This window comes from Agromyces albus, assembly GCF_004134825.1.
In the GTDB taxonomy this organism is placed as follows: Bacteria; Actinomycetota; Actinomycetes; order Actinomycetales; family Microbacteriaceae; genus Agromyces; species Agromyces albus.
Window position 1 is genome coordinate 18567 of record NZ_SDPN01000004.1, and the last position, 21846, is coordinate 40412.

Sequence of the window (21846 nt, forward strand, 5' to 3'; positions counted from 1 at the left end):
GTTGTGGTGGCGGTTCGAGGATGTCGGATGCCGCCCACGGCGCGCGTGGACGGCATCCGATCGATCAGGCGATGCCGAGCGCCTCGCAGGCGGGCGCGTACTCTGCCGTGCACACCTGGTCGACGGTGTAGATACCGCCGTCGAAGATGATCTCCTTGACGTTCTCCTGCGTCACAACCTCGGGCGTGAAGAGCGTGGAAGGGGTGTCGAAGAGCGTCGTCTCACCCTCGGGCGGGTTGCCAGTGAGGAAGGCGTAGGCGACCTCTGCCGCGGCCTCGGCGACGATGCTGATCGGCTTGGAGATGGTGTTGTACTGGTCGCCGGCGATGATGCGCTGGATCGCGGCGATCTCGGCATCGTTGCCCGTGACGGGCGGCGTCGGCGCGACTCCTGCCGCCTTGAAGGCGGCGATGGATCCGCCGCCCGTTCCGTCGTTCGCCGCGACGACGCCGACGATCTGCGAGCCGAACTGCGTGATCTGGCCCGAGACCCAGTCCTGCGCCTTCTGGGGGTCCCAGCCGGGGGTGTCGAACTCGGCGAGCACCTCGAAGCCGCTGGAGTCGACGCCGGTGTGGATGCCCTTCTTGATGAGCTGGGCTGCGTCGTCGGTGGGCGAGCCGTTGACGATGAGCACGCCGCCGCTGGCACCCGCCGCCGTGAGGCCGTCGACGAGGGAGGTGCTGATGAGCTCGCCGATGCCCTCGTTGTCGAACGACACGTAGTAGTCGGCGGGCGTATCGACGATGGGCCGGTCGTAGGTGATGACCGGGATGTTCTGCGACTGGGCGTTCACGACGATGGACGCCGCGGCCTTCGTGTCGACGGCGTCGAGCACGATGACCTTCACGCCCTGCGCGATCGCGGAGTCGGCCTGCTGCTGCTGCTTCGCGGGGTCGGAGTCAGCGTTCTGGTAGATGACCTCGCAGTCGGGGCACAGCTCCTCCATCTTCGCTGTGAAGAGCGGGCTGTCCTGCTGCTCGTACCTGGTGGATGCGAGGTCGGGCATGAGGAACGCGACCTTGCCGGATTCCGCGCCGTCGCCGGTGCCCCCCGAGCCGGTGGCGTCGGCCGAACATGCCGCGAGCGCTGTGGCGAGTGTGATCGACCCGAGTACTGCTGCGAGTCGCACATGGGATTTCTTCATTGAATCTCCTCGGTGAGTCCCCGGGCGGGGACGGTGTGGGTGCAAGGGCGTCCCGGGATGTTTCGACGCAACCATCGGGCCGTTGCGGGGAACTATACCAACACTCACGTTATAAATGTCAACATCTTTGGTAAATTGGCTCGTGATTGATTGTTGGTGCTGGTCGTTCTCGCGATCCGGTTGGTAGAGTTCGGCAAGTTCGAAGGAGGACCCATGAGTCCGAACACCCCCGGCCCATCTTCACGTAGCGCCAGGCAACGGATGATCCTCGATCATGTGCTCGCCGCCGGATCCGCGACCGCGGCGGAGCTGGCGGAGCTCACCGGCCGCAGCCCCATGACCGTGCACCGGGACCTCGAGGATCTCGCGGCCCGCCAGCTCGTGCGGAAGTTCCACGGCGGCGTCTCCGCCCTGCCGACGAGCGTGTTCGAATCGAGCTCCGAGTTCCGCCTGCATCGCCGAGCCGAGGAGAAGGCGGCACTCGCCCAGGTCGCCGAGACGTTCGTCGAGCCGGGCATGTCGGTCATGCTCGACGACTCCACGACCGTGCTCGCACTCGCCGGCCTCGTGAAGGACAAGGCGCCGCTCACCGTCGTCTCCAACTACCGGCAGGTGCTGGAGACACTCCGCGAAACCCCTGACGTGCACCTCATCATGATCGGCGGCGCGTACTCGCGCACCCACGATTCGTTCATCGGGCCGCCCGACCAGACGAACCTCGAGGCCTACGCGGTCGATATCGCGTTCCAGTCGACGTCGACCATGGACGAACGCATGACGTACCACCAGGAGCAGGACATCGTCAGCATGAAGCGCGTCATGCTGCAGACCGGCCGGCGCCGCGTCCTCATGATGGACGGGTCGAAGGTCGGACACACCTCGCTCCACCGCTTCGTGCCGATCGCCGAGTTCACGGACGTGATCCTCACCGACGATGTCGACCCCGGCGTGGTGGAGCGCATCGGCGAGCACGCGACCGTGCATGTCGCTGCGGTCCCGTCCCGCGCCGGCATCCGCTGATCTTCGATACCAGTCCACATCATGACTGGTAAAAATAACATTGTGCGTGTTACGCTCGGCTCGATTCGACCGATGCACCCGCACGGTCTGCTGCACTGCAGGAAGGCGCGCAATGACGCACATCTTGATCGCGGGCGACCACTTCGTCACCTCTGGACTGTTCCGGGCCGCGCTCGACCGTGAGCTGGCAGAGACAGGGTCACGACCGCGGTACACCGAGCTCACCCTTCCCTGGCCGCACGAGCCCTTCGGTGACATCGCGACCGTGCACGAGGCGAGCGGCACCATCGATGAGACGATCGCCGCACTCGATGGCGTCGACATCGCCGTGACGCAGATGGCGCCGTTCACCGCAGAGGTGTTCGCCGCCAGCCCGGAGCTCCGCTTCATCGGCGTGTGCCGCGGCGGCCCCGTCAACGTCGACCTCGACGCAGCGACGGCAGCCGGCGTGCTCGTGACCTTCGCGCCCGGACGGAACGCCCAAGCGGCGGCCGAGTTCACCATCGGCCTCATCCTCGCGGCCATGCGCGGCATCCCGATGACGGATGCCGCGCTGAAGCAGGGCGACTGGCGCGGAGACCACTACGCGTGGGAGAACGTCGGCGGGGAGCTCGGCGGCGCCACGGTCGGCCTCGTGGGATACGGGGCGATCGGTCGTATCGTCGCCCGCATCCTCCGCGCATTCGGTGCCGACGTGGTCGCCTTCGATCCGTACACGGACCCGGCGGCGCTGGCGTCGGATGGCGTGGCGTCCGTGGAGCTCGACGATCTCCTCCGGCGCAGCTCGGTCGTGAGCCTGCACGCCCGGCTCACGAGCGAGACGCGGCACCTCATCGACCGGCGCGCACTCGACCTCATGCCCGAGGGCGCCGTGCTCGTGAACTCCGCCCGCGGCGGACTCCTCGACTACGCCCCGCTCCCCGAGCTGTTGCGCTCCGGGCGCCTCGGCGGGCTCGCCCTCGACGTGTACGACGTCGAGCCGCCCCCCGCCGACTGGCCGCTCTTCAGCGCCCCCAACGTGGTCGTTTCGCCGCACCTCGCGGGCGCCACCCGCCAGACGGCGATGCGCGCGGCCGATATCGTCGCCGGCGACGTCGCCGACTTCCTCGCCGGCCGTACACCCGAGCACCTTGCCAATCCGGCCGTGCTCGAGCGGCTGCGGCCTGGAGTCGCGCGATGACCATCGCGACGCCCGCCACCACGGCCACCCTGTGCGTCGACGCCGGCACGACGCTCATCAAAGCCGTGGTCTTCGACCATGCCGGCCGGGAGCTCGTCGTCACACGGCGCACCACCGCGATCCGCTCCCCACAACCGGGCTGGTCCGAGCAGGACATGCACGAGGTGCTCGGCGCGGTGCTCGAGTGCGTCGAGGAGGCCGCCCGCCAGTCGCCCCTACCGATCGGCGCGCTCGCCCTCACCGCCCAGGGCGACGGCGCCTGGATGCTCGATGCCGAAGGCCGGCCGGCCGGGAACGCCGTGCTCTGGAACGACGCCCGCGCCCACGACGTCATCGATCGATGGACTCGCGACGGCGTGCTCGAGGCGGCGTTCCGCATCAACGGCTCCCTCGGCAACCTCGGCCTGCCGCACGCGATCCTCGCGTGGACCCGGGAGAACAACCCGCGCGCCCTCGACGGCGTCGCCGAGGTCACGACGTGCGGCAGCTGGATCTTCGGTTCCCTCACGGGCACGCACGGACTGCACGCGTCGGAGGCATCTGTGCCCTGGCTCGATATCGCCACGGGAACGATCTCCGACGAGCTCCTCGAACTCTATGGACTCACCGAATTGCGATCGCTCGTGCCCGCGGTGCTGCACGACGACGAACTCACCCGGCCGCTCCTGCCTGAGGTCGCCGAGCGACTCGGCCTCCCCGCGGGCGTCTCGGTCACCCTCGCCGCGTACGACGTCGTAACGACGGCCTTCGGCGGCGGCTCGGTCGCCCCCGGCTCGGCGTTCTGCATCCTCGGCACGACGCTCTGCACCGGCATCCTCCTCGACACCCCCGACACCACGGGCGAGCCCTCGGGGCTCACTCTCCTCGGCGGTCGCGACGACGCCGTCGTGCGTGCGTTCCCGACGCTCGCCGGCACGGGCGTCATCGAATGGATGCGCGCGCTCCTCGGTCTCGCGGATGCCGCCGAGCTCACCACCCTGGCGGGCGAGTCGGAGCCCGGGGCATCCGGAGTGCGCGTCTGGCCGTACTTCTCCCCCGCCGGCGAACGTGCGCCCTTCCTCGACCCGACCGCCCGCGGCGTCATCGCGGGCATGTCGTTCGAGCACACCCGGGCCGACCTCGCGCGCGCCACGGTGGAGGGGCTCGCGCACGTGATCCGCGATTGCCTCGCGGCATCCGGAGCTTCGCCTTCGGAGCTCGTGCTCTCGGGTGGAGGCTCGGCGAGCGAACTCTGGTGCCGGAGCATCGCCGACATCACGGGCGTGACGACGAGGCGCGTCGACGGCACCCAGGTTGGCGCGAAGGGAGCGCTGCTCGCCGCGCTCGTGGCCTCGGGCCGCTACTCCTCACTCGCGGATGCCGCGGAGGCGCTCGTGGCGACGAGCGGCGTCTTCGAACCGGATGCCTCCCGCCGAGCATTCTTCGATGAACGCCACGACGACTTCCTCGCCACACGCACGGCACTCGCCGAGCGGTGGACCGCATGGGCCGCGGAGCCACGCCCGTGAGCGAGCCGGCCTGGGTCGGCATCGATCTCGGCACCCAAAGCGTCCGCGCGATCGCACTCGACGACGAGGGCCGCAGGCTCACCGTAGCGGCGTCTCCAATCCGAAGCTCCCGGCACGGCGACCGGCACGAGCAGGACCCCGAGACCTGGTGGTCGGCCGTAGTGTCCGTGCTCGGCGAGGTCACGTCGCAACTGCCCGCCGGCGTGGTCGCCCGCGCCGTCGCCGTTTCGGGAACCTCCGGCACCGTGGTTCCCGTCGACCCCGCCACCGGCCGCGCAGCCGGCCCTGCGGTGATGTACGACGACCGCAGGGGCGCCCACCACCTCGACCCCGTGCAGTCAGCAGGGTCCGCGGTCTGGACGCGACTCGGCTACCGCATGCAGGCATCGTGGGCGCTTCCCAAGCTCTTGGCAATGCTCGAGGAGGGCGCACTGGCGTCGGTGAGCGCAATCGCCCACCAGCCCGACGTGATCACGAGTCGCCTTGCCGGGCGCCGGATGCCGAGCGACCTGAGCTCCGCCCTCAAGTCGGGCGCCGACCTCGACACGGTCACGTGGCCCGTCGGCGTGTTCGACGAACTCGGCCTCGCGGTCGAGCGGATGCCGCAGCTCGCGTCCGCAGGAACGCGAATCGGCGAGGTGAGCCACGCCGCCGCCCTGGAGACCGGTCTTCCCGTCGGCTGCACGATCGTGGCCGGCATGACGGACGGCTGCGCCGCCCAGATCGCCGCCGGAGCACTAACACCGGGCGCCTGGAACTCCGTGCTCGGCACGACCCTCGTGCTGAAGGGCGTCGCGCTCGAACGCCGGGTGGACCCGAGCGGTGCCGTGTACTCGCACCGCGCCCCGTTCGGCACCGGCTGGTACCCGGGCGGCGCGTCGAGCACGGGCGCGGGAGCCATCTCGACATGGCTGCCGGGCCGGGACCTCGATGCGCTGACCCGGGCCTTCGACCCCGCCTCTCCGCCGCCGATCGCCTACCCGCTCGTCGGGCGAGGCGAGCGGTTCCCATTCGTCTCGTCCGACGCAGAGGCCGTTCTGCCCGGTGCTGTCGACGACGCTTCGATGTTCGCCGCGATCCTGCACGGGGTCGCGTTCGTCGAGCGCCTCGCCTTCGATCTGCTCGGCGACACGGGCTACGACATCAGCGGGCCCGTGCTGGTCACGGGCGGCGGCTCGCGGAATCCCGTGTGGACACAGCTTCGCGCCGACATGCTCGGCCGACCGGTTCACCTGCCCGAGCACGGCGAGGGCGCGGCCGGGATGGCCATCCTCGCAGCCGCAGGTGTCGGCGCAGGCGAAGGCGCGGCCACTCTCGACCCGCTGGCGACAGCCGCGGCGCGGATGCTCCGTCCGCCGCGCATCGTGCCTTCCGACACGGATCGGCACCAGCGCCTGATGCCCGTCTACACCCGGTTCGTCGACGTGCTCGAGGAGCGCGGCTGGATCGGCCCGGAACTCGCGACATCCGCTCGGGAACCGAGCACCTGATGACGACCGTGCATCTCACGCGCCACGGCGAGACCACGTGGCACGCGGAGAACCGCTACGCGGGCTCCAGCGACGTGCCGCTCACCGCCCGTGGCAGGGAGCAGGGTGACGCGCTCGCCCGGTGGGCGGCAACAGCTGCCATCGACGTGGTGGCGACCTCCGACCTCTCGCGAGCGGTCGAGACCGGAGACGCGGCTGCGAAGATGCTCGGCGTCAACGTCGTGATCGATGCCCGCCTGCGCGAGGTCCACTTCGGTGCGGGCGAGGGCCGTACCCGCGCCGAGATGGCCGAGCTCTTTCCCGAGCAGCTCGCGGCGTTCGTCGATTCTCCGGCATCGTCGCCGCTTCCGGGCGCTGAATCGGGAACGGCGGCAGTCGCGCGGGGGCTCGACGCGCTCGCCGATCTCATCCGCGTCGCGGGTCCCGACGGCGGCGTGCTCGTCGTGGCGCACTCGACGCTCATCCGACTGGTGCTCTGTCGGGTGCTCGGGCTGCCGCTCGACGACTACCGGCGTCGCTTCCCCGGACTCGCGAACACCGCCGTGACGACGGTCGAGCTGCCGCCTGCCGCCGAGGCCGCCGGACTCGTCGGCGCAGGGGCGCTCATCCGGTTCAACGCTGGCGTGGCATGACGTGACCATTCAGGGAATGGTTACTGACTCTCCTCAGTTATGAGTGGAGTCAACTAACGTGTGGGCAAGCCGCATCGACGGTACGGGCCCCGAGAACAGAATGGAACGAAACCATGCGAGCCATCAGCCAGGACACCTACGGAACCCCCGAGGTGCTCAAGGAGATCGACGTTCCCAAGCCGGCGCCGGGGATCAGCGAGATCCTTGTCGCCGTCCGCGCCGCCGGCGTGAACCCGACCGATTGGAGCAACCGTGCCCGGGTCACCACGATCGCCCGGATGCCCATCGTGCTCGGGTGGGATGTCTCGGGCGTCGTCGAGGCTGTCGGCCTGGGCGTCACGCTGTTCAAGCCCGGCGACGAGGTCTTCGGCATGCTGCCCTACCCCCAGGGGGTCGGTTCGCATGCCGAGTATGTGACTGCACCGGCCCGCGTCTTCACGCACAAGCCCGCCGGTATCGACCACGTGCAGGCCGGCGCCCTGCCGCTCGCCGCGCTCACCGCATACCAGGCGCTGGTCGAAACGGCCGGCCTCCGGGCTGGGCAGCGGGTCCTGATCCACGCCGCGGCCGGCGGAGTCGGTCACCTCGCCGTGCAGATCGCCCAGTCCCGCGGCGCCTATGTGATCGGCACCGCCAGTGCCGCCAAGCACGACTTCGTCCGATCCCTCGGCGCTGACGAGGTGATCGACTACCACACGGTCGATGTCGCCGAGGCCGTCTCCGACATCGACGTGGTGCTCGACCCGATCTCGTTCGACTCCGCTGGCCGCGCACGCTCCCTCGCCGTTCTCCGTACGGGTGGCACGCTCGTCGCCCTCCTGCCCGTGCCCGTCGACGCCGCCGAGTTGGCGGCGATCGCCGAGCGTGGCATCCGCTTCGAGTCGATCCTCGTCGAGGCCGACCACGCCGGCATGCAAGCCATCGCCGACCTCGTCGAGTCGGGCACCCTGCGACCCCACATCGAGGCCACCTTCCCGCTCGCCGAGGCCGCCAAGGCCCACGCCCTCGGCGAGACCGGCCGCACCACCGGCAAGATCGTGCTGACAATGGAGGAGACCAGGAAGGCGCAGGTCGCCGTGGAGGCTCTCAAAGACCTGTTCGCGGGGGACGACATGGCCGTGATCGACCGGGTCGTACGGCCGGACTACATCCAGCACAACCCGCTCGCCCCCGACGGCCCCGAGGCGATGAAGGCCTTCGGCGCCGGCTTCTTGCAGCAATTCCCCGAAGCCGAGTACGTCGAGAAGCGGGCGATCTCCGAGGGTGACCTCGTGGTCCTGCACTCCAACATCATCTTGGCCCCCGGCGCCCCCGGGCTCGCTGTCTTCGACATCTTCCGCTTCCAGGACGGGAAGATCGCCGAGCACTGGGACATCCTCCAGAACGTGTCCGCCACTACGGTCAACGGCAACGACATGTTCTCAACACTCAGCCGGCCGCAGACCCAGTCGCCCGGACAGCGGTGGTTGACCGCGTACAACAAGAAGCTCGTCACCGCGTTCGTCGACCAGCTCCTGGTCCGGAAGGACCTGGCCGTCATCGACACGTACGTCGGCAGCGAGTACCACGAGCACAGCCCGAACAGCTCCGACGGGGCAAAAGGCCTGAAGGCCGGTCTTGGGGCGAGCTTCCAGCGCTTCCCGCAGCTGAGCGTGGTGCCGAAGCGGGTCATCGCCGAGGGTGATCTGATCGCCGTCCACAGCCACTACATCGACGCACCCGGCCAGCGCGGCCGGGCGGTCATCGATCTCTTCCGGGTACAGGACGGAAAGATCGTCGAGCACTGGGATGCCTCCCAGGACGTGCCCGAAGCCTCCGCCAACGACAACACGATGTTCTGACAGGCGCGGGGTCGTCGCAATCTGCGACGACCCCGAGCCGCGTTTCTCCCGCCGGTCATGACGGGGTGCTGTGCAGTGACAGGGTGACCTCTACCTGTTCGCGGATGTCGCTGAGCATGGCGTCGTCACTGCGGTGCAGGTAGACGGTGGCGGTGCTGATGTGGATGATCGCCGTGATGACGCGCGCGAGTGTCGCCGCATCCCGGCCGTCGATGCGCTCGTCGCGGGTCAGCTGGCGCGCGATACCGTCTTTGAGACGCGCTGAGAGGGCGAGTCCTTCGCGTCGGTAGGCTCGGCAGGATCCCCGAAGACGAGCTCGTGCGGATACGTGCGTCCGTTCTCGACGTGCTCACGCGCGCGCCACGACCGGGCGGATGAGCGCGATGACGCCGTCCAGCGGGCCTTGCCCTATCTGCACCTGGGTTGGGCACACGTGCGACCGCGCCCTGAGCTTGCCCTTGAGACGCGTAGGCGCACACGGCGATAGTCCCGCTGAGCCGCGGGAGGCCGCGCGCTCGCCCGACCTCGTTCGGGGCTGCAGCTCACTCCGCCAGGAATGCCAGCACCTGACGCACGAAATTGTCGAGGTGCTGGAACAGGAAGGCGTGTCCGGCGTCGCTGTAGAGGACGAGCCTCGCGTTGGGCAGCTCCTGCACTGCGGCGTAGGAGCTGTAGGCGTCGATCATCACGTCGTGCACGCCACCGGCGTACAGCACTGGGGCTGTGATCGCCTTCAGGTCGAGCACGACATCCTCCCAGGGCCGCGCCATCGCGGCCATGCTCGCTGCGAGCTGACCCATTGCGGCATCCTGGGTGACCTGTGGCGCCCCCTCGGGCATGTCGGCCTGGACGCGTCCGAAGTGGTCGAGCCCGCGAGCTCTGGCCGCTTCGGTCTCGGGGTAGAAGAGGTAGAGGACGTCCTCGAGGCTGGACTCAGGCTGCTGCTGGATGGCGAGAACGCGTTCGGGGATGCCGGGCATCCCTGGCGCGGCACCCGAGCCACTGCCCGCGATCACGATGCGGCGAACCTGCTCGGGGTAGATCACCGCGAGCCGCTGTGCCACGACACCCCCGAAGGACCAACCCAGCACGTCGACCTGCGACAGGCCGAGGGCCTCGATGATCTCTGCGGCTCCGTCGGCGAACCCGTCAACGGTCGTCAAAGGATCACCCTCGGTGTAGCCGATACCGATGTTGTCGAACAGGATGATGTCGCGCTCGGCCGCCAGCGCCTCGATGAAGCGCGGGTCCCACCAGTCCATGGTGGCGCGGAACCGGTGCAGGAGCAGCAGCGGTACGCCGCCGACCGGCCCCAGCCGGCGGTAGGCGAACCTCGCCGATTTCGTCTCGACGTACTGCGTCGATGCGGTGGATGCTGCATAGGTCGTGGTGCTCATGGCGTTCTCCTTGGTGTGAATGGTGGGGGTCACAGCTGTTGGTTGGCCTGGGCGATGTACTCGCCCATGCGGTACTCGAAGTCGAGCCCGACCTCGGCGCCGATGCGCGCGGTGGCGGCCGCCCGGGCTTGGAAACCCGGCCGCCCCAGCGACTGGAGGAACTCGCCGAACGCGGCGATCAAGTCGCCATGGGGCGGCAGGGTGGACCGGTTGACGGCGGCCTTGGCCGCGGCAAGGGCCTGGGGGTCCGAGGCGGCCAGTCGGGCGACGATGTCGTCGACGAACGCGTCCAGCTCGGCGTCTCGCAATGCACGGGTCACCCAGCCCCAGTGCTCGGCCTGGGCCGCGTCGTAGTCGCTGCTGGTCAAGATGGCCTCGAGGGCTCGGTCACGGCCCATGAGCCGGGGGAGGTGCTCGCTGCCCCCGCCGCCGGGCAGGATCCCGATGCCGACCTCGGGCTGGCCGAAGGACGCGTTGTCGATGCTCGCGTAGCGAAGGTCCAGGGCCAGGGCCAGCTCGTTGCCGGCGCCTCGGGTGCGGCCGCGGATCGATCCCACGGTGATGTAGGGGGCGGTCGAGAGCCGGACCACGAGATCGGTCCAGATCGGGAGCTCGCCCTCTGCCGGGATCGGCAGGTCACCGACGGCGGCGAGGTCGAAGTGGTTCAGGAAGAAGTCGGGTACGTCGCTCTTGAAGACGACGACCTGGACGTCCGAGTCGCTCTCGAGCTCCGTGACGATCTCGTTGAGCCGGAGGGCAGTTTCTGCAGTCACGACGTTGGCCGGCGGGTTGGAGAAGGTGATCGTGACGACCTTCGGGTTCGGACGATCGAGAATGACGGTGCTGGGCGTGCTCATGCGGTGCTCCTTCGAAGTGTGGGTGATCGTTGGGGACGCCGTGGCGTCCGGGGACTGCTCAACCGCCGCGCAGCACGCGCCCGATCATTCGTGCGATCGCGAGTTGGCTGCTGGCGAAGTAGTGGTGCTTGGGCAGGTCGTCGGCGACGTCCTGTTCGCGCAGGCGGTAGTAGATGTGGCGTTGCACGGGTGGCAGGGCGTCCTGGTCCTCGAAGTTGGCGCTCGGGATGAACACCATCCCGGCGGACCCCCCGATGGTCTCGATGAACGGCTGTCCGCAGTCGTCGCACCGGCCGCGGTCCAGGGGGGCGCATTTGGCGAAGCGGCCCTTGTCGGGGTTGCCGAACCGCGAGCCGCGCCCGTGGGCGAAGCCGGATGGCAGCAGCTTCGGGTTGTCGAACGTCGCGTGCTCGCCGTTGATCACCACGTTCTTGGCGCGGACGAAGGTGACGTCGGTGAACGGCTTGCCCATGAACTGCTGGCAGTACAGGCAGTGGCAGTAGAACCGCTGCATGCCGACACCTGCCTTCACCTCGAAGGTGTTCGCGCCGCAGCTGCACGAGCCACGCATCACGGTGGCTGCTGTGGAATTGGTTGTCATGAGACTGACTCCATGTCTGTTCGGGGGTGGGTGATCAGCGGAGGAAGAGGTTGAGGACGGTGTCGGCGGTCTTGCCGAATGGCGCGCGCATGAGGCGCATGCTGTTCCAGCGGCCCTGCACGTAGATGCCCTTGGGGTGGCTGAGCGTCCGGAAGCCTTCGATCCCGTGGTACTTGCCCATCCCGCTGGCGCCGACGCCGCCGAACGGGAGGTCGTCCTGTCCGACGTGCATGATCGTGCCGTTGATGGTGACGTTGCCCGACGTCGTCGAGCTGAGCACCGTGCGCCGGTCCGCGTCGTTCGCGCCGAAGTAGTACAGCGCGAGCGGCCGGGGCCGCGCGTTCACGTAGTCGATGGCGTCGTTGATGTCGCCGTAGGCGAAGATCGGCAGGATGGGGCCGAAGATCTCCTCGTGGGCGATCCGCATGTCGTCGGTGACGCCGAGCACGACGGTCGGGGCGAGGGTGTGCGGACGGCGGGAGGCGTCGCCCGGACGGTGCCCGACCTCGATGGTCCGTGCGCCGTGGGCGCGGGCGTCCTCGATGAGGTCGACCAGGTGCTGGTACTCCTTGTCGTTGACGATCGAGGTGTAGTCCTTGCTCGTGGGCCCGTCGGGGTAGGCGGCCTTCACCAGCCTGTCGTAGCTGGCGACGAAGGCGTCGACGTCGGACTCCTGCACCAGGGCGTAGTCGGGGGCGATGCAGGTCTGCCCGCCGCTGAGCAGCTTTCCGAAGACGATGTCGGACACCACCCGGTCTCGCACGTTCCCCTTGGCGACGATGGCCGGCGACTTGCCGCCGAGTTCGAGGGTGACCGGGACGAGGTTTTCGCTGGCGGCCCTCATTACGGACCGTCCGACCGCGGTGCTGCCGGTGAAGACGAGGTGGTCGAACGCTAGGGCGGAGAACGCTGAGCCGTCTCCGCTGACGATGGTGACCTGTTCGGCGGAGAAGGTCTCGCTCAGGATCGTGGCGAGGACGGCGTTGGTGGCCGGGACCAGCTTCGATGGCTTGAGCATCACGCGGTTGCCGGCGGCGATGGCGGTGACCACGGGCATCAGGGACAGGTTCACCGGGTAGTTCCACGGCGAGATGACGCCGACCACGCCGAGCGGCTGGTACTCGACGCGTCCGCTGCTGAACCGCATGTAGGGGGCGACGTGCCGGTTGCTCGGTCGCATGAACCGGCCTAGGCGTCGTTCCAGGTAGTCGATGCCCTGGACCACGCCCATGACCTCCATCATCGCCGTCTCGTGCCGCGAGCGATTGCCGAAGTCGGCGCTGATCGCGTCCTCGATCGCGCCGCGGTGGGCGACCAGCGCCGCCTTGAGCCTCTTCAGGTCGCCGCGCCGTCTCGCCAGTGACGGCGCGCCGTCGCGGAGATAGGCGGCGCGCTGGGCCGCGAGGATGTCGCCGAAGCGTTCGGCGTCCGTGCGTTCGGCGTCCGTGCGCTGGGGGGCCACTGCTGTGGAAGTCATGTCCTTGTTCCTTGGGTCGTGTGGGTGCTGGGCTGGTGGCGGTGCGGGAGTGCTGGGCTGGTGCGGGTGGTTCTGACGGACGGGCGGGAGGGTGGTCAGCGGCGCGCGAGTCGGCCCATGAGCTGGACGGCTTGGCGGCGCGGGAGCAGCTTGGTGACCAGGGCCACCGGCCGGCCGTTGGTGATCACGGACGGCGGTGCGGACCGGCGCCCGAGGGTGTCGAGGGCGGTCCTGACGACCATCTCGGGGGTGACGCGCCGGGCGCCGTAGTCGGCGGTCTGGCTGCCGGCGGCGTCGTAGAACTCGGTCCGCGTGGCGCCGGGGCACAGCGCGAGGACGCGCAGTCCGGTGCCGCGGGTCTCCTCCCAGAGTGATTCGGTGAAGCTGAGGACGAAGGCCTTGGTGGCGCCGTAGACGCTCATGTAGGGGGTCGGCTGGTGGCCCAGCAAGCTCGCGACGTTGATCAGGAAGCCGGTGCCGGTTGCGGTCAACGGCTCGACGTAGGCGCGGCTGAGGTCGACGAGGGAGCTGATGTTCAGCGCGATCATGCTCTGCAGGCGCTCGGGGTCCTCGTTCGTGAAGGCGTCGTGGGTGCCGAAGCCCGCGTTGTTGATCAGCCCGGTCGCGTGGATGCCGCGCGACTCGAGCTCGGCGCGGAGGGTGCGGCCGGCGTCGGGCCGACCGAGGTCGCGGGCGACGACGGTGACCGTGATGCCGTGGGCGCGGGTGAGCTCGTCGGCAAGGCTCTTGAGCCGGTCGGCCCGTCGGGCGACGAGGACCAGGTTCGAGCCTCGCCCGGCCAGCTGGCGGGCGAATTCTGCACCGAGGCCGGAGCTGGCCCCGGTGACGATGGTGGTCTGGTTGCGGTAGTCGATGGTTGCCATGAATGCATGATACGCACATTCGTGCACACTGTGCAAGTTGCTACACGAAATGAATCGACGTACCATTGGTGCATGAACCAGAAGCAGACCCCCCTTCGCGAGCAAACCCGCAACGTGGTTCGCTCCTTGCTGGCCCGGACCGCGATCGAGCTGTTCGCATCCCAGGGGTACGACGACACGACGCTGGACGAGGTCGCCGCGGCGGCCGGCGTCTCCCGGCGGACCCTGTACAACTTCTTCCGCAACAAGGAAGACCTCGCACTCAGCAGCCTGGCCGAGCAGGGCGACCTGATCGCCGCGCGCTTCGCCGAGCGCCCGGCCGACGAGGACCCGTGGGTCTCGCTACGCGCGGCGTTCCAGGTCCTCGAGGAGATTGAGATCAGGGGCGAACAGCGGCTCGAGATGGTCAGACTCCTGTTCGGCAACGAGACCCTGCGCGCCGGCCACGCCGAGAAACAAGCCCGCTGGCAGGACTTGCTCGCACCACTGATCGAACCGCGGCTACCCCCCGGGGACGGCCGGGAATTCCAAGCGCGCACGATCGCGGCCACCGCCATCACCTGCCTCCAGGCCGCCACCGAGGAATGGATGCGCCGAGGCGGAAAGGCCGACCTGCCCGACCTCTACGACGAAGCCATACGAGCCGTTCGCGGCCCGGCCTGAACCACAGAAACGGAAGACACGACAACCAGGGCGACCTCCTCGCGGCGGAGCCCGGGGACGCGGCGCCGGCCGCCGAAGTCGGGCAGCCCGGACCTGACTGGTGGCCTACGCGCATGCGCTTGGGCCGCTAGGCACAGAGAAGAAGCGTGACGCGAAGGAGTCCCAGACAGCGAGCATGTCGACGCTTGGATCGGCCACCCACAGGGTCTCCAGTCCCGTCCAGAACGCGTAGATCTCTCGGGCTGCGAGGATCGGTGCGGGCTTCCAGGCGAGTATCGCTGTGAACGAATCGATGGTGCTCTGCTCGCGGTTCCGGAAGTACGCATGCGCAGGGTGGCTCGGGTCGATCGCCTCGACCCTGAGGACGGCGTAGAGGCGAACCAGTTCGCGGTGCTGCGCGTTGTGTTCGACGGTTCCGCGAAAGAATGCGCTCGCCGCTGCCGGATCGGCAAGTTCCTCCAAGGGCGGTTGCACCGGTGCCGCCATCTCGTCGCGGTAGGCGAGCACCGCGGCGAGCAGATCGACCATCGACGGAAAGTGGTGGAGCACCGACGACTTGCGGATTTCGCACGCCTCCGCGATGTCATTGAGCGACACGGCGTTGAAGCCGGCGGCGGATACCAGCCTGGCCGCCTCGACGACGATCTGACGTCGTCTGACCTCGGGGGCGAGGCGTCGCTGGACCCGAGGAGCGGGGGCTTCGGTCGCTGCTTGCATCGGCGTCTCCTTGGCGACTTGACGGACGTGTTCCTCCAGCGTAATCTACCGCGCGGTAGATATAATCTATCGATCGGTAGATTACGACGTGACAAAGGAGTTACCAGTGAATCATTCGCAGCGCGCGCCCGATTCCCGTTCAGCTGCGGTCGAGCACCCGCCCGCCCTCGTCACCCGTGACGGAGGTGAAGCCCTCGAGGTGCCGTCTCCGGTGCCGTCCCCGTCGTCACCGCCGTTCAATGAGGCGGCCGTCATCGGGGAACAGCTGACGCATCACGAGGGCAAAACAGCAGAGGACCGGCCGAAGGTCGGCGCCTCCTACATCTGGCTCGTGGTGCTCGCGACCTTCGGGTCGATCATGGCGCTGGTCGGCCCCATCGGGTACTCGCTGGCGGTGCTGGTCAACCGCATCGCCCCGGACAACCAGGAGTTCCTCGGCTACGTGACCGGTGTGGGCGCGCTCGTGGTGGTCCTGGTCGGCCCCCTCGTGGGTATCCTGAGCGACCGGACTCGTTCCCGTCTCGGCCGCCGGCGGCCCTGGATCGCCGCGCTGACGCTCGTCGGCCTTGGGGGCCTGCTCATCGTCGCCTTCGCTTCCAACCTCGCGATCGCCATGCTCGGCTGGGCGGTGACGCAGCTCGGCTTCGGCATCGCCGGACTGCAGGTCGTGAGCTCAATGGGTGACCGCCTTCCAGAGTCCCAGCGTGGAAAGGTTGCCGGGCTGACCGGCGTGGCAACCATGCTGGCCTCCATCGTCGGCGTCACGCTCGCGAGTGTCTTCACCGGTTCGGACGTCCTGATCTTCATGGTCCCCGGCGCCATCGGCGCCGTGCTGATCTTCCTCTTCGTCCTCTTCGTCAAGGAGCCGGACGGCCGGGATGCGCCGCAGCAGGCGCGGGCGACCATCGGCTCGCTAGTCGCCGGCTACGGATACAACGTCAAGCGCTACGCCGACTTCTCGTGGAACTGGCTCGGCCGGTTCTTCTTCAACTTCGGGCTCACGATGGCTACCACGTTCACCACGTTCTTCTTCGCGACGAAGCTCGGTGTGCCCGTTACGGAGATCGGCGGACTCATCGCAATCTCGGGCCTGGTGGGGATCGTCGGCACCGTGGGAGGTGCCGTACTCAGCGGCTTCCTGTCCGACCGGCTCAAGCGGCGCAAGTCGTTCATCATCTTCGCCGCGGTGCTGTTCGCGGCGGGGACCGTCATCTCGGCGTTCGCCCCTGACCTGACCGTGCTGCTGGTCGGCATGCTGGTCTGGAACATCGGACTCGGGGTCTTCTCGGCGGTCGACCAGGCGCTCTACCTGGATGTGCTGCCGGAGCAGGACACTCAGGCCGGCCGGTTCGTCGCGATCAACCAGTTCTCGACGTCCATTCCGCAGTTCGCGGCGCCGCTGCTCGCTCCGGTGTTCCTTCTGATCGGCGTCGCATCGGGTGAGAGCAACTACCCACTGCTGTACGTGGTCTCGGGTGTATTCGCCCTCCTGGGCGGCCTGATCATCCTGCTGCGAGTCAAGAGCGTGCGCTGACCGGACTGGTGGGCCAGGCAACCGTCGGTCCACCACTCGGTTCTCCGACCCAAATTCGAACGTGATATCTGAGACGAGGAACAGCAGATGAGCAGGACATCCTTCAACCAGGACTGGCGGGTACGGCCGAAGGTCAGCCAGTTCGCCCAGCTGCAGGGCGGAGCGGACGAGGGCGCGCCGGTGACCCTCCCGCACGACGCGATCCTCGCCCTGCCGCGGAGCGCTGACGCAGTGTCCGGCGGCCGCGCCGCCTACTTCCCGGGTGGCGCGTTCGAGTACCGCAAGACCTTCGATGTCCCGGAGGACTGGCGGGGTAAACGGGTGTCCGTCGAGTTTCAGGGCGTCTACCGCGACGCAATGGTGTACGTGAACGGAACCTTCGCAGGTCAGCGTCCCTCAGGCTATTCGCCCTTCACGGTGGCACTGGACCCCTTCCTCCGCTACGGGGAGCCGAACACCATCCGGGTCGACGCTCGAGCGCACGACGACTCCCGCTGGTACTCCGGCGCCGGCATCTACCGGGACGTCACCCTGATCGTCACCGAGCTCGTGCACCTGGGAGCTGTGCGCATCAGCACGCCGGACATCGACGCCGAGCGGGCCGTCGTCGAGGTCGCCACGGCTGTGACGAATGAGAGCGTCGACACGCAGACCGTTCGGATCCGCACGGAGCTGCGTGGCCCGGACGGCGCCGTCGTCGCCCGCGACTCCGCACCGCTGACCCTGCGCGCAGGAGCCTCAGGCCTCGCGCGGCAGCGGCTCTACCTCGCGGCGCCCGCGCTCTGGAGCGTCGAGGCGCCCAACCTGCACCTTGCGCACACCGTGCTCGAGGACATCGTCGATGTCCTCGACGAGACGACGACCACCTTCGGCATCCGCTCGCTCCAGCTGGATCCGACCCACGGTCTCCGGATCAACGGCGAGTCGGTGAAGATTCGCGGCGCATGCATCCACTCCGACAACGGCCCGCTCGGTGCCGCGACCATCGCCCGAGCGGAGGAACGACGGGTCGAGCTGCTCAAGGACGCCGGCTTCAACGCCATCCGCAGCTCGCACAACCCGCTCAGCCGAGCGATGCTCGACGCCTGCGATCGCCTCGGGATGCTCGTCATGGACGAGACGTTCGACACATGGACCGAGGGCAAGTCATCGTTCGACTACTCCCTGGCGTTCCCCGAGTGGTGGGAGCGCGACGTCGAGGCACTGGTCGCCAACGACTACAACCACCCCAGCGTGATCTTCTACTCCATCGGCAACGAGATCTTCGAGACCGGCGACGCACTCGGCTCTGAGTGGGGCCGTGCGCTCGCCGAGAAGGTGCGCTCGCTCGACAACACCCGCTTCGTCACCAACGCTGTCAACCCATTCGTCTCCGTCCTCAGCGACGTCCTCGGGATGATGCAGGCCAATGTGAGTGCGCCCGCCGACGGCGGCGTGAACGCGATGATGAACGTCGCCGACTTCATGGGCCAGCTCAGCGCCGCGCCAATGGTCACCGAACGCACCGAGGCGTCCTTCTCGGTACTCGACGTGGCCGGTTTGAACTACGGCGAGGCCCGGTACGAATTGGACCGCGAGCAGTTCCCCAACCGGGTCATCGTCGGCACCGAGACCTACCCGCCCCGGATCGCCCACAACTGGCGCCTCGTCCGCGAGAACTCCCACGTGCTCGGCGACTTCACGTGGACAGGGTGGGACTACCTCGGCGAGGTCGGCGTCGGCCGGATCCGGTACGCGGACGCGCCCCTCGAATTCGAGGCACCGTTCCCGTGGCTCACGGCTCAGGTCGGCGACATCGACATCACCGGACACCGCCGGCCGATCTCCCACTATCGCGAGATCGTATTCGGGCTGCGAGCGCAGCCCTACATCTCGGTGCTCCGCCCCGAAAATCACGGCCGCCAGGTGATCCCCGGCATGTGGGGGTGGAGCGACTCGATCGCCAGCTGGACCTGGGACGTCCGGAGCGGCACCCCCATCGCGGTCGAGGTCTATAGCGATGCTGACGAGATCGAGCTGCTGCTGAACGGACGGCTCGTCGGCCGGTCGGCTCCCGGCGCAAGCAAGCAGTTCGTCGCCGAATTCGACCTCGCATACGAGCCGGGCGAGCTCGTGGCGGTCGGCTATCGGGATGGCGCCGAGGTGGGTCGGTCGGTTCTGCGTTCGGCTGAGGGGCCGGCGAGGCTCACCGCGGTTGCTGATCGAGCGGTGTTGCACGCCGACGACACGGAATTGAGCTACATCACGATCGAGCTTCAAGACGAGGAGGGAACGGTCGCAACCGCACGGGATGTGACGATTCGCGTGTCGGTCGAGGGGCCCGGAGTTCTGCAGGCGCTGGCCAGCGCGCGCCCCGACACCGAGGAGCGGTTCGACGCGCCCGAGTGCACCACGTTCGACGGCCGGGCGCTCGCCATCGTGCGACCGACAGGAGCCGGGCAGATCAGCGTGACCGTAGAGAGCGACGGCCTCGACGCGGTGGTGCTGCGGCTGGAGGCCATCGAGGTGGACGAGCCGGCTCCTGCCAGTGGCGTCCCGCTCCTGGCCAGAGGGTGAGGCCGCTGCCATGACGACAACTCCCGACACCACGACGGCCCCTGCCGCATCCACCCCGAACGAGATGATGACCGATTTCCCATACCGGAACGCCGCCCTGCCCGTCGACGAGCGCGTGGCCGACCTGCTCTGGCGACTGACACTCGAGGAGAAGGCCGGACAGCTGACCCAGTTCTTCTACCTCAGCGTCGGAGAGCTGCCCGACGACTTCGACCTCGAGTCGGTTCCCGAGGAGCAGCGCGTGTACGCCGAGCAGCCGAAGATGGTCGAGGCGGCCGCGGCCGGCGGCGGCACAGGATCCGTGCTGTTCGCCAAAGACGCCGCGACGACGAACCGGTTGCAGCGACTCGCGGTCGAGCAGAGCCGTCACGGTATCCCGCTGCTCTTCGGGTTCGATGTGATCCATGGGCTCCGCACCGTGTTCCCAGTGCCAATCGCCCTTGCCGCGAGCTGGTGCGAGCGAACCATCGAGCAAACCCAAGCCGCAGCTGCGCGCGAGGCCCGCGCCGTAGGCATCCACTGGACATTTGCACCCATGGTCGACGTCGCCCGCGATCCGCGGTGGGGTCGAGTTCTCGAAGGCGCCGGTGAGGATCCGTTCCTGGGCGCCGCGGTCGCGGCGGCACAGGTGCGCGGCTTCCAGGGCGACCTCGGCCCCGACCGGATCCTTTCCGGCCCGAAGCATCTCGTCGGCTACGGAGCCGCGCGCGGGGGACGTGACTACGACGACGTAGACATCTCGGATTCCGAGCTGTGGAACGTATACCTCCCGCCCTTCCGTGCGGCCATCGAGGCCGGCGCGCGGAACGTCATGAGCGCCTACATGGACTTCAACGGCGTTCCCGCTTCGGCGAACCGCGAGCTTCTCACCGACACGCTTCGCGGCGAGCTCGGCTTCGACGGTTTCGTGGTCTCCGACGCCAGTGCCGTCCGGTCGCTCGAGACGCAGCATTTCGCGAAGGACCTGACCGACGCGGCCGCGCGCGCGGTGTCGGCGGGGCTCGACATGGAGATGTGCATGTTCGACCCGGCCTTCTCCCGCCTGCCGCAGGCGGTCGCTGAGGGGAAGGTCAGCGAAGAGGCGATCGATCAGGCGGTACGACGAGTACTCACTGCCAAGTTTGAGCTTGGCCTGTTTGAGAACCCCTACGCCGACGAGGACGCCGCGGCGCCGACCCTGGACGCCGTCGAACGGCGCGAGTTGGCCAAGACAGCAGCCGAGCGATCGATGGTGCTCCTCAAGAACGAGGGTGGCCTACTGCCGTTGGCAACCGACGCATTGCAGGCCGTTGCGGTGATCGGGCAGCTGGCCGACAGCAAGCGGGACACGCTCGGACCGTGGGTCTTCGACCACCGAACCGAGGAGACGGTCACGGTGCTCGAGGCGCTCCGGGATCGCCTCGACGATGGCGTCCGGATCAAGCATGCGCCCGGCGCAGGCATCCCGAGGCGGGTCTTCCCTTCCATGTTCGACAGGATGGACCCCACCGTCGTAGACACGGCGGCGGACCATGACGACGACACCGAGATCGACCGCGCGGTCCAGCTCGCCGCTTCCGCCGACGTCGCGGTCGTCGTCGTGGGGCAGCGCCAGAACCAGATCGGTGAGAACGCCTCCACTGCGACGCTGGAGCTGTCTGGACGCCAGCTTGAGCAGCTGCAGCGGATCACCGAGACCGGCACACCGGTCGTGCTGGTGGTCATGTCCGGCCGTCCGCTCGACCTGCGATGGGCGGACGAGCACGTCCCCGCGATCGTGCAGGCCTGGTATCCGGGCACCCGCGGGGGAGCGGCCGTCGCGTCTATCCTGCTCGGGGACGCATCTCCGGCGGGACGACTCCCGTTCAGCTGGCCCCGGCACGTGGGCCAGCTTCCCCTGATCTATTCGCACTACCGCACGTTCCAGCCGGAGAACCAGGCCGCGCGGTACTTCGAGGAGGAGAGCACACCGCTCTACCCGTTCGGCCACGGCCTCTCCTACGCGACGTTCGAGTACTCGAACGTGAGGCTCGACCGGCCGGTGGTCGGACTCGGTGATACGGCCATGGTATCGGTTGACGTCCGCAACACCTCGGATCGCGACGCCGACGAGGTCGTGCAGCTGTACATCCACCAGCGCTACGGCAGCTCCTCCCGCCCGATCCGGGAGCTGAAGGGTTTCGAGCGCGTGACGATCGCCGAGGGGGAGACGCGCACCGTCAGCTTTGAGCTCGGCCCCGACCACCTGCGCTACTGGAGTGCGGCCACAAAGGGTTACGTGCAGGACGAGACGACGCTCGACATCTGGGTCGGCGGAAGCTCCGTCGCCGAACTGACGACAGTGCTGGAAGTGACCACATCATGAA

The 21846-nt window shown here is 68.4% G+C and carries 17 protein-coding genes; 10 read left to right on the plus strand and 7 right to left on the minus strand.

The features are described 5' to 3' along the window. Positions 1 to 64: 64 nt before the first annotated feature. Positions 65 to 1144 carry an ABC transporter substrate-binding protein gene (locus ESP51_RS03340; RefSeq protein WP_129519476.1) on the minus strand — a complete coding sequence of 360 codons (1080 nt, stop codon included), beginning with the start codon at positions 1142 to 1144 and terminating at the stop codon, positions 65 to 67. 213 nt (positions 1145 to 1357) lie between these two features. Here ESP51_RS03340 and ESP51_RS03345 point away from each other — a divergent pair, with 213 nt between their 5' ends. The 6 genes from ESP51_RS03345 (at position 1358) to ESP51_RS03370 (ending at position 8815) form a co-directional block, all read left to right on the plus strand. Further along, entirely contained in the window at positions 1358 to 2164 is an 807-nt protein-coding gene (locus tag ESP51_RS03345; protein ID WP_129519477.1) for a DeoR/GlpR family DNA-binding transcription regulator, read from the plus strand. A 112-nt stretch (positions 2165 to 2276) separates the two neighbouring features. Then, positions 2277 to 3344: a 2-hydroxyacid dehydrogenase gene (locus tag ESP51_RS03350; RefSeq protein WP_129519478.1), complete on the plus strand. Its 1068-nt coding sequence runs from the start codon at positions 2277 to 2279 to the stop codon at positions 3342 to 3344. Further along, the gene (locus ESP51_RS03355; RefSeq protein ID WP_129519479.1) at positions 3341 to 4852 is read left to right on the plus strand and encodes an FGGY family carbohydrate kinase; all 1512 of its coding nucleotides are present in this window, start codon (positions 3341 to 3343) and stop codon (positions 4850 to 4852) included. Before ESP51_RS03350 ends, ESP51_RS03355 begins: the two co-directional genes overlap by 4 nt. Then, complete coding sequence (locus ESP51_RS03360) at positions 4849 to 6342, plus strand: FGGY-family carbohydrate kinase (protein WP_206737186.1); 1494 nt, start codon at positions 4849 to 4851, stop codon at positions 6340 to 6342. The genes ESP51_RS03355 and ESP51_RS03360 overlap by 4 nt, the downstream gene beginning before the upstream one ends. Further along, positions 6342 to 6974: a histidine phosphatase family protein gene (locus ESP51_RS03365; protein WP_129519481.1), complete on the plus strand. Its 633-nt coding sequence runs from the start codon at positions 6342 to 6344 to the stop codon at positions 6972 to 6974. Before ESP51_RS03360 ends, ESP51_RS03365 begins: the two co-directional genes overlap by 1 nt. Positions 6975 to 7087: 113 nt before the next feature. Next, positions 7088 to 8815, plus strand: a complete 1728-nt coding sequence (locus tag ESP51_RS03370) for a nuclear transport factor 2 family protein (protein WP_129519482.1) — start codon at positions 7088 to 7090, stop codon at positions 8813 to 8815. Positions 8816 to 9357: 542 nt separating this feature from the next. On the opposite strand, the gene ESP51_RS03375 is transcribed toward ESP51_RS03370, so the two are convergent. The 5 genes from ESP51_RS03375 to ESP51_RS03395 form a co-directional block, all read right to left on the minus strand. Beyond that, a complete protein-coding gene (locus ESP51_RS03375) occupies positions 9358 to 10212 on the minus strand; it encodes an alpha/beta fold hydrolase (RefSeq protein WP_129519483.1) in 855 nt (284 codons plus the stop codon). A gap of 29 nt (positions 10213 to 10241) precedes the next feature. Beyond that, positions 10242 to 11069: an enoyl-CoA hydratase/isomerase family protein gene (locus ESP51_RS03380; RefSeq protein WP_129519484.1), complete on the minus strand. Its 828-nt coding sequence runs from the start codon at positions 11067 to 11069 to the stop codon at positions 10242 to 10244. A gap of 58 nt (positions 11070 to 11127) precedes the next feature. Then, positions 11128 to 11670, minus strand: a complete 543-nt coding sequence (locus tag ESP51_RS03385) for a GFA family protein (protein WP_129519485.1) — start codon at positions 11668 to 11670, stop codon at positions 11128 to 11130. A 34-nt stretch (positions 11671 to 11704) separates the two neighbouring features. After that, positions 11705 to 13147: a coniferyl aldehyde dehydrogenase gene (locus ESP51_RS03390; protein ID WP_129519486.1), complete on the minus strand. Its 1443-nt coding sequence runs from the start codon at positions 13145 to 13147 to the stop codon at positions 11705 to 11707. Between the two features lie 95 nt (positions 13148 to 13242). Beyond that, the gene (locus ESP51_RS03395) at positions 13243 to 14031 is read right to left on the minus strand and encodes an SDR family NAD(P)-dependent oxidoreductase (RefSeq protein ID WP_129519487.1); all 789 of its coding nucleotides are present in this window, start codon (positions 14029 to 14031) and stop codon (positions 13243 to 13245) included. Positions 14032 to 14103: 72 nt separating this feature from the next. Between ESP51_RS03395 and ESP51_RS03400 the strand changes: the two genes are divergently transcribed. Continuing rightward, entirely contained in the window at positions 14104 to 14694 is a 591-nt protein-coding gene (locus ESP51_RS03400) for a TetR/AcrR family transcriptional regulator (protein ID WP_164990383.1), read from the plus strand. A 105-nt stretch (positions 14695 to 14799) separates the two neighbouring features. Here the strand turns inward: ESP51_RS03400 and ESP51_RS03405 are convergent, their stop codons facing one another. Continuing rightward, positions 14800 to 15411, minus strand: a complete 612-nt coding sequence (locus tag ESP51_RS03405) for a TetR/AcrR family transcriptional regulator (RefSeq protein ID WP_129519489.1) — start codon at positions 15409 to 15411, stop codon at positions 14800 to 14802. A gap of 211 nt (positions 15412 to 15622) precedes the next feature. On the opposite strand from ESP51_RS03405, the gene ESP51_RS03410 reads away from it, so the two are divergent. The 3 genes from ESP51_RS03410 (at position 15623) to ESP51_RS03420 (ending at position 21845) form a co-directional block, all read left to right on the plus strand. Beyond that, entirely contained in the window at positions 15623 to 16945 is a 1323-nt protein-coding gene (locus ESP51_RS03410) for an MFS transporter (protein WP_241842952.1), read from the plus strand. An 87-nt stretch (positions 16946 to 17032) separates the two neighbouring features. Further along, positions 17033 to 19501, plus strand: a complete 2469-nt coding sequence (locus ESP51_RS03415) for a glycoside hydrolase family 2 TIM barrel-domain containing protein (RefSeq protein WP_129519490.1) — start codon at positions 17033 to 17035, stop codon at positions 19499 to 19501. Positions 19502 to 19568: 67 nt separating this feature from the next. Then, positions 19569 to 21845 (plus strand): glycoside hydrolase family 3 N-terminal domain-containing protein, encoded by a 2277-nt coding sequence (locus ESP51_RS03420; RefSeq protein ID WP_129519584.1) that lies wholly within the window; start codon positions 19569 to 19571, stop codon positions 21843 to 21845. Position 21846: the final 1 nt, after the last annotated feature.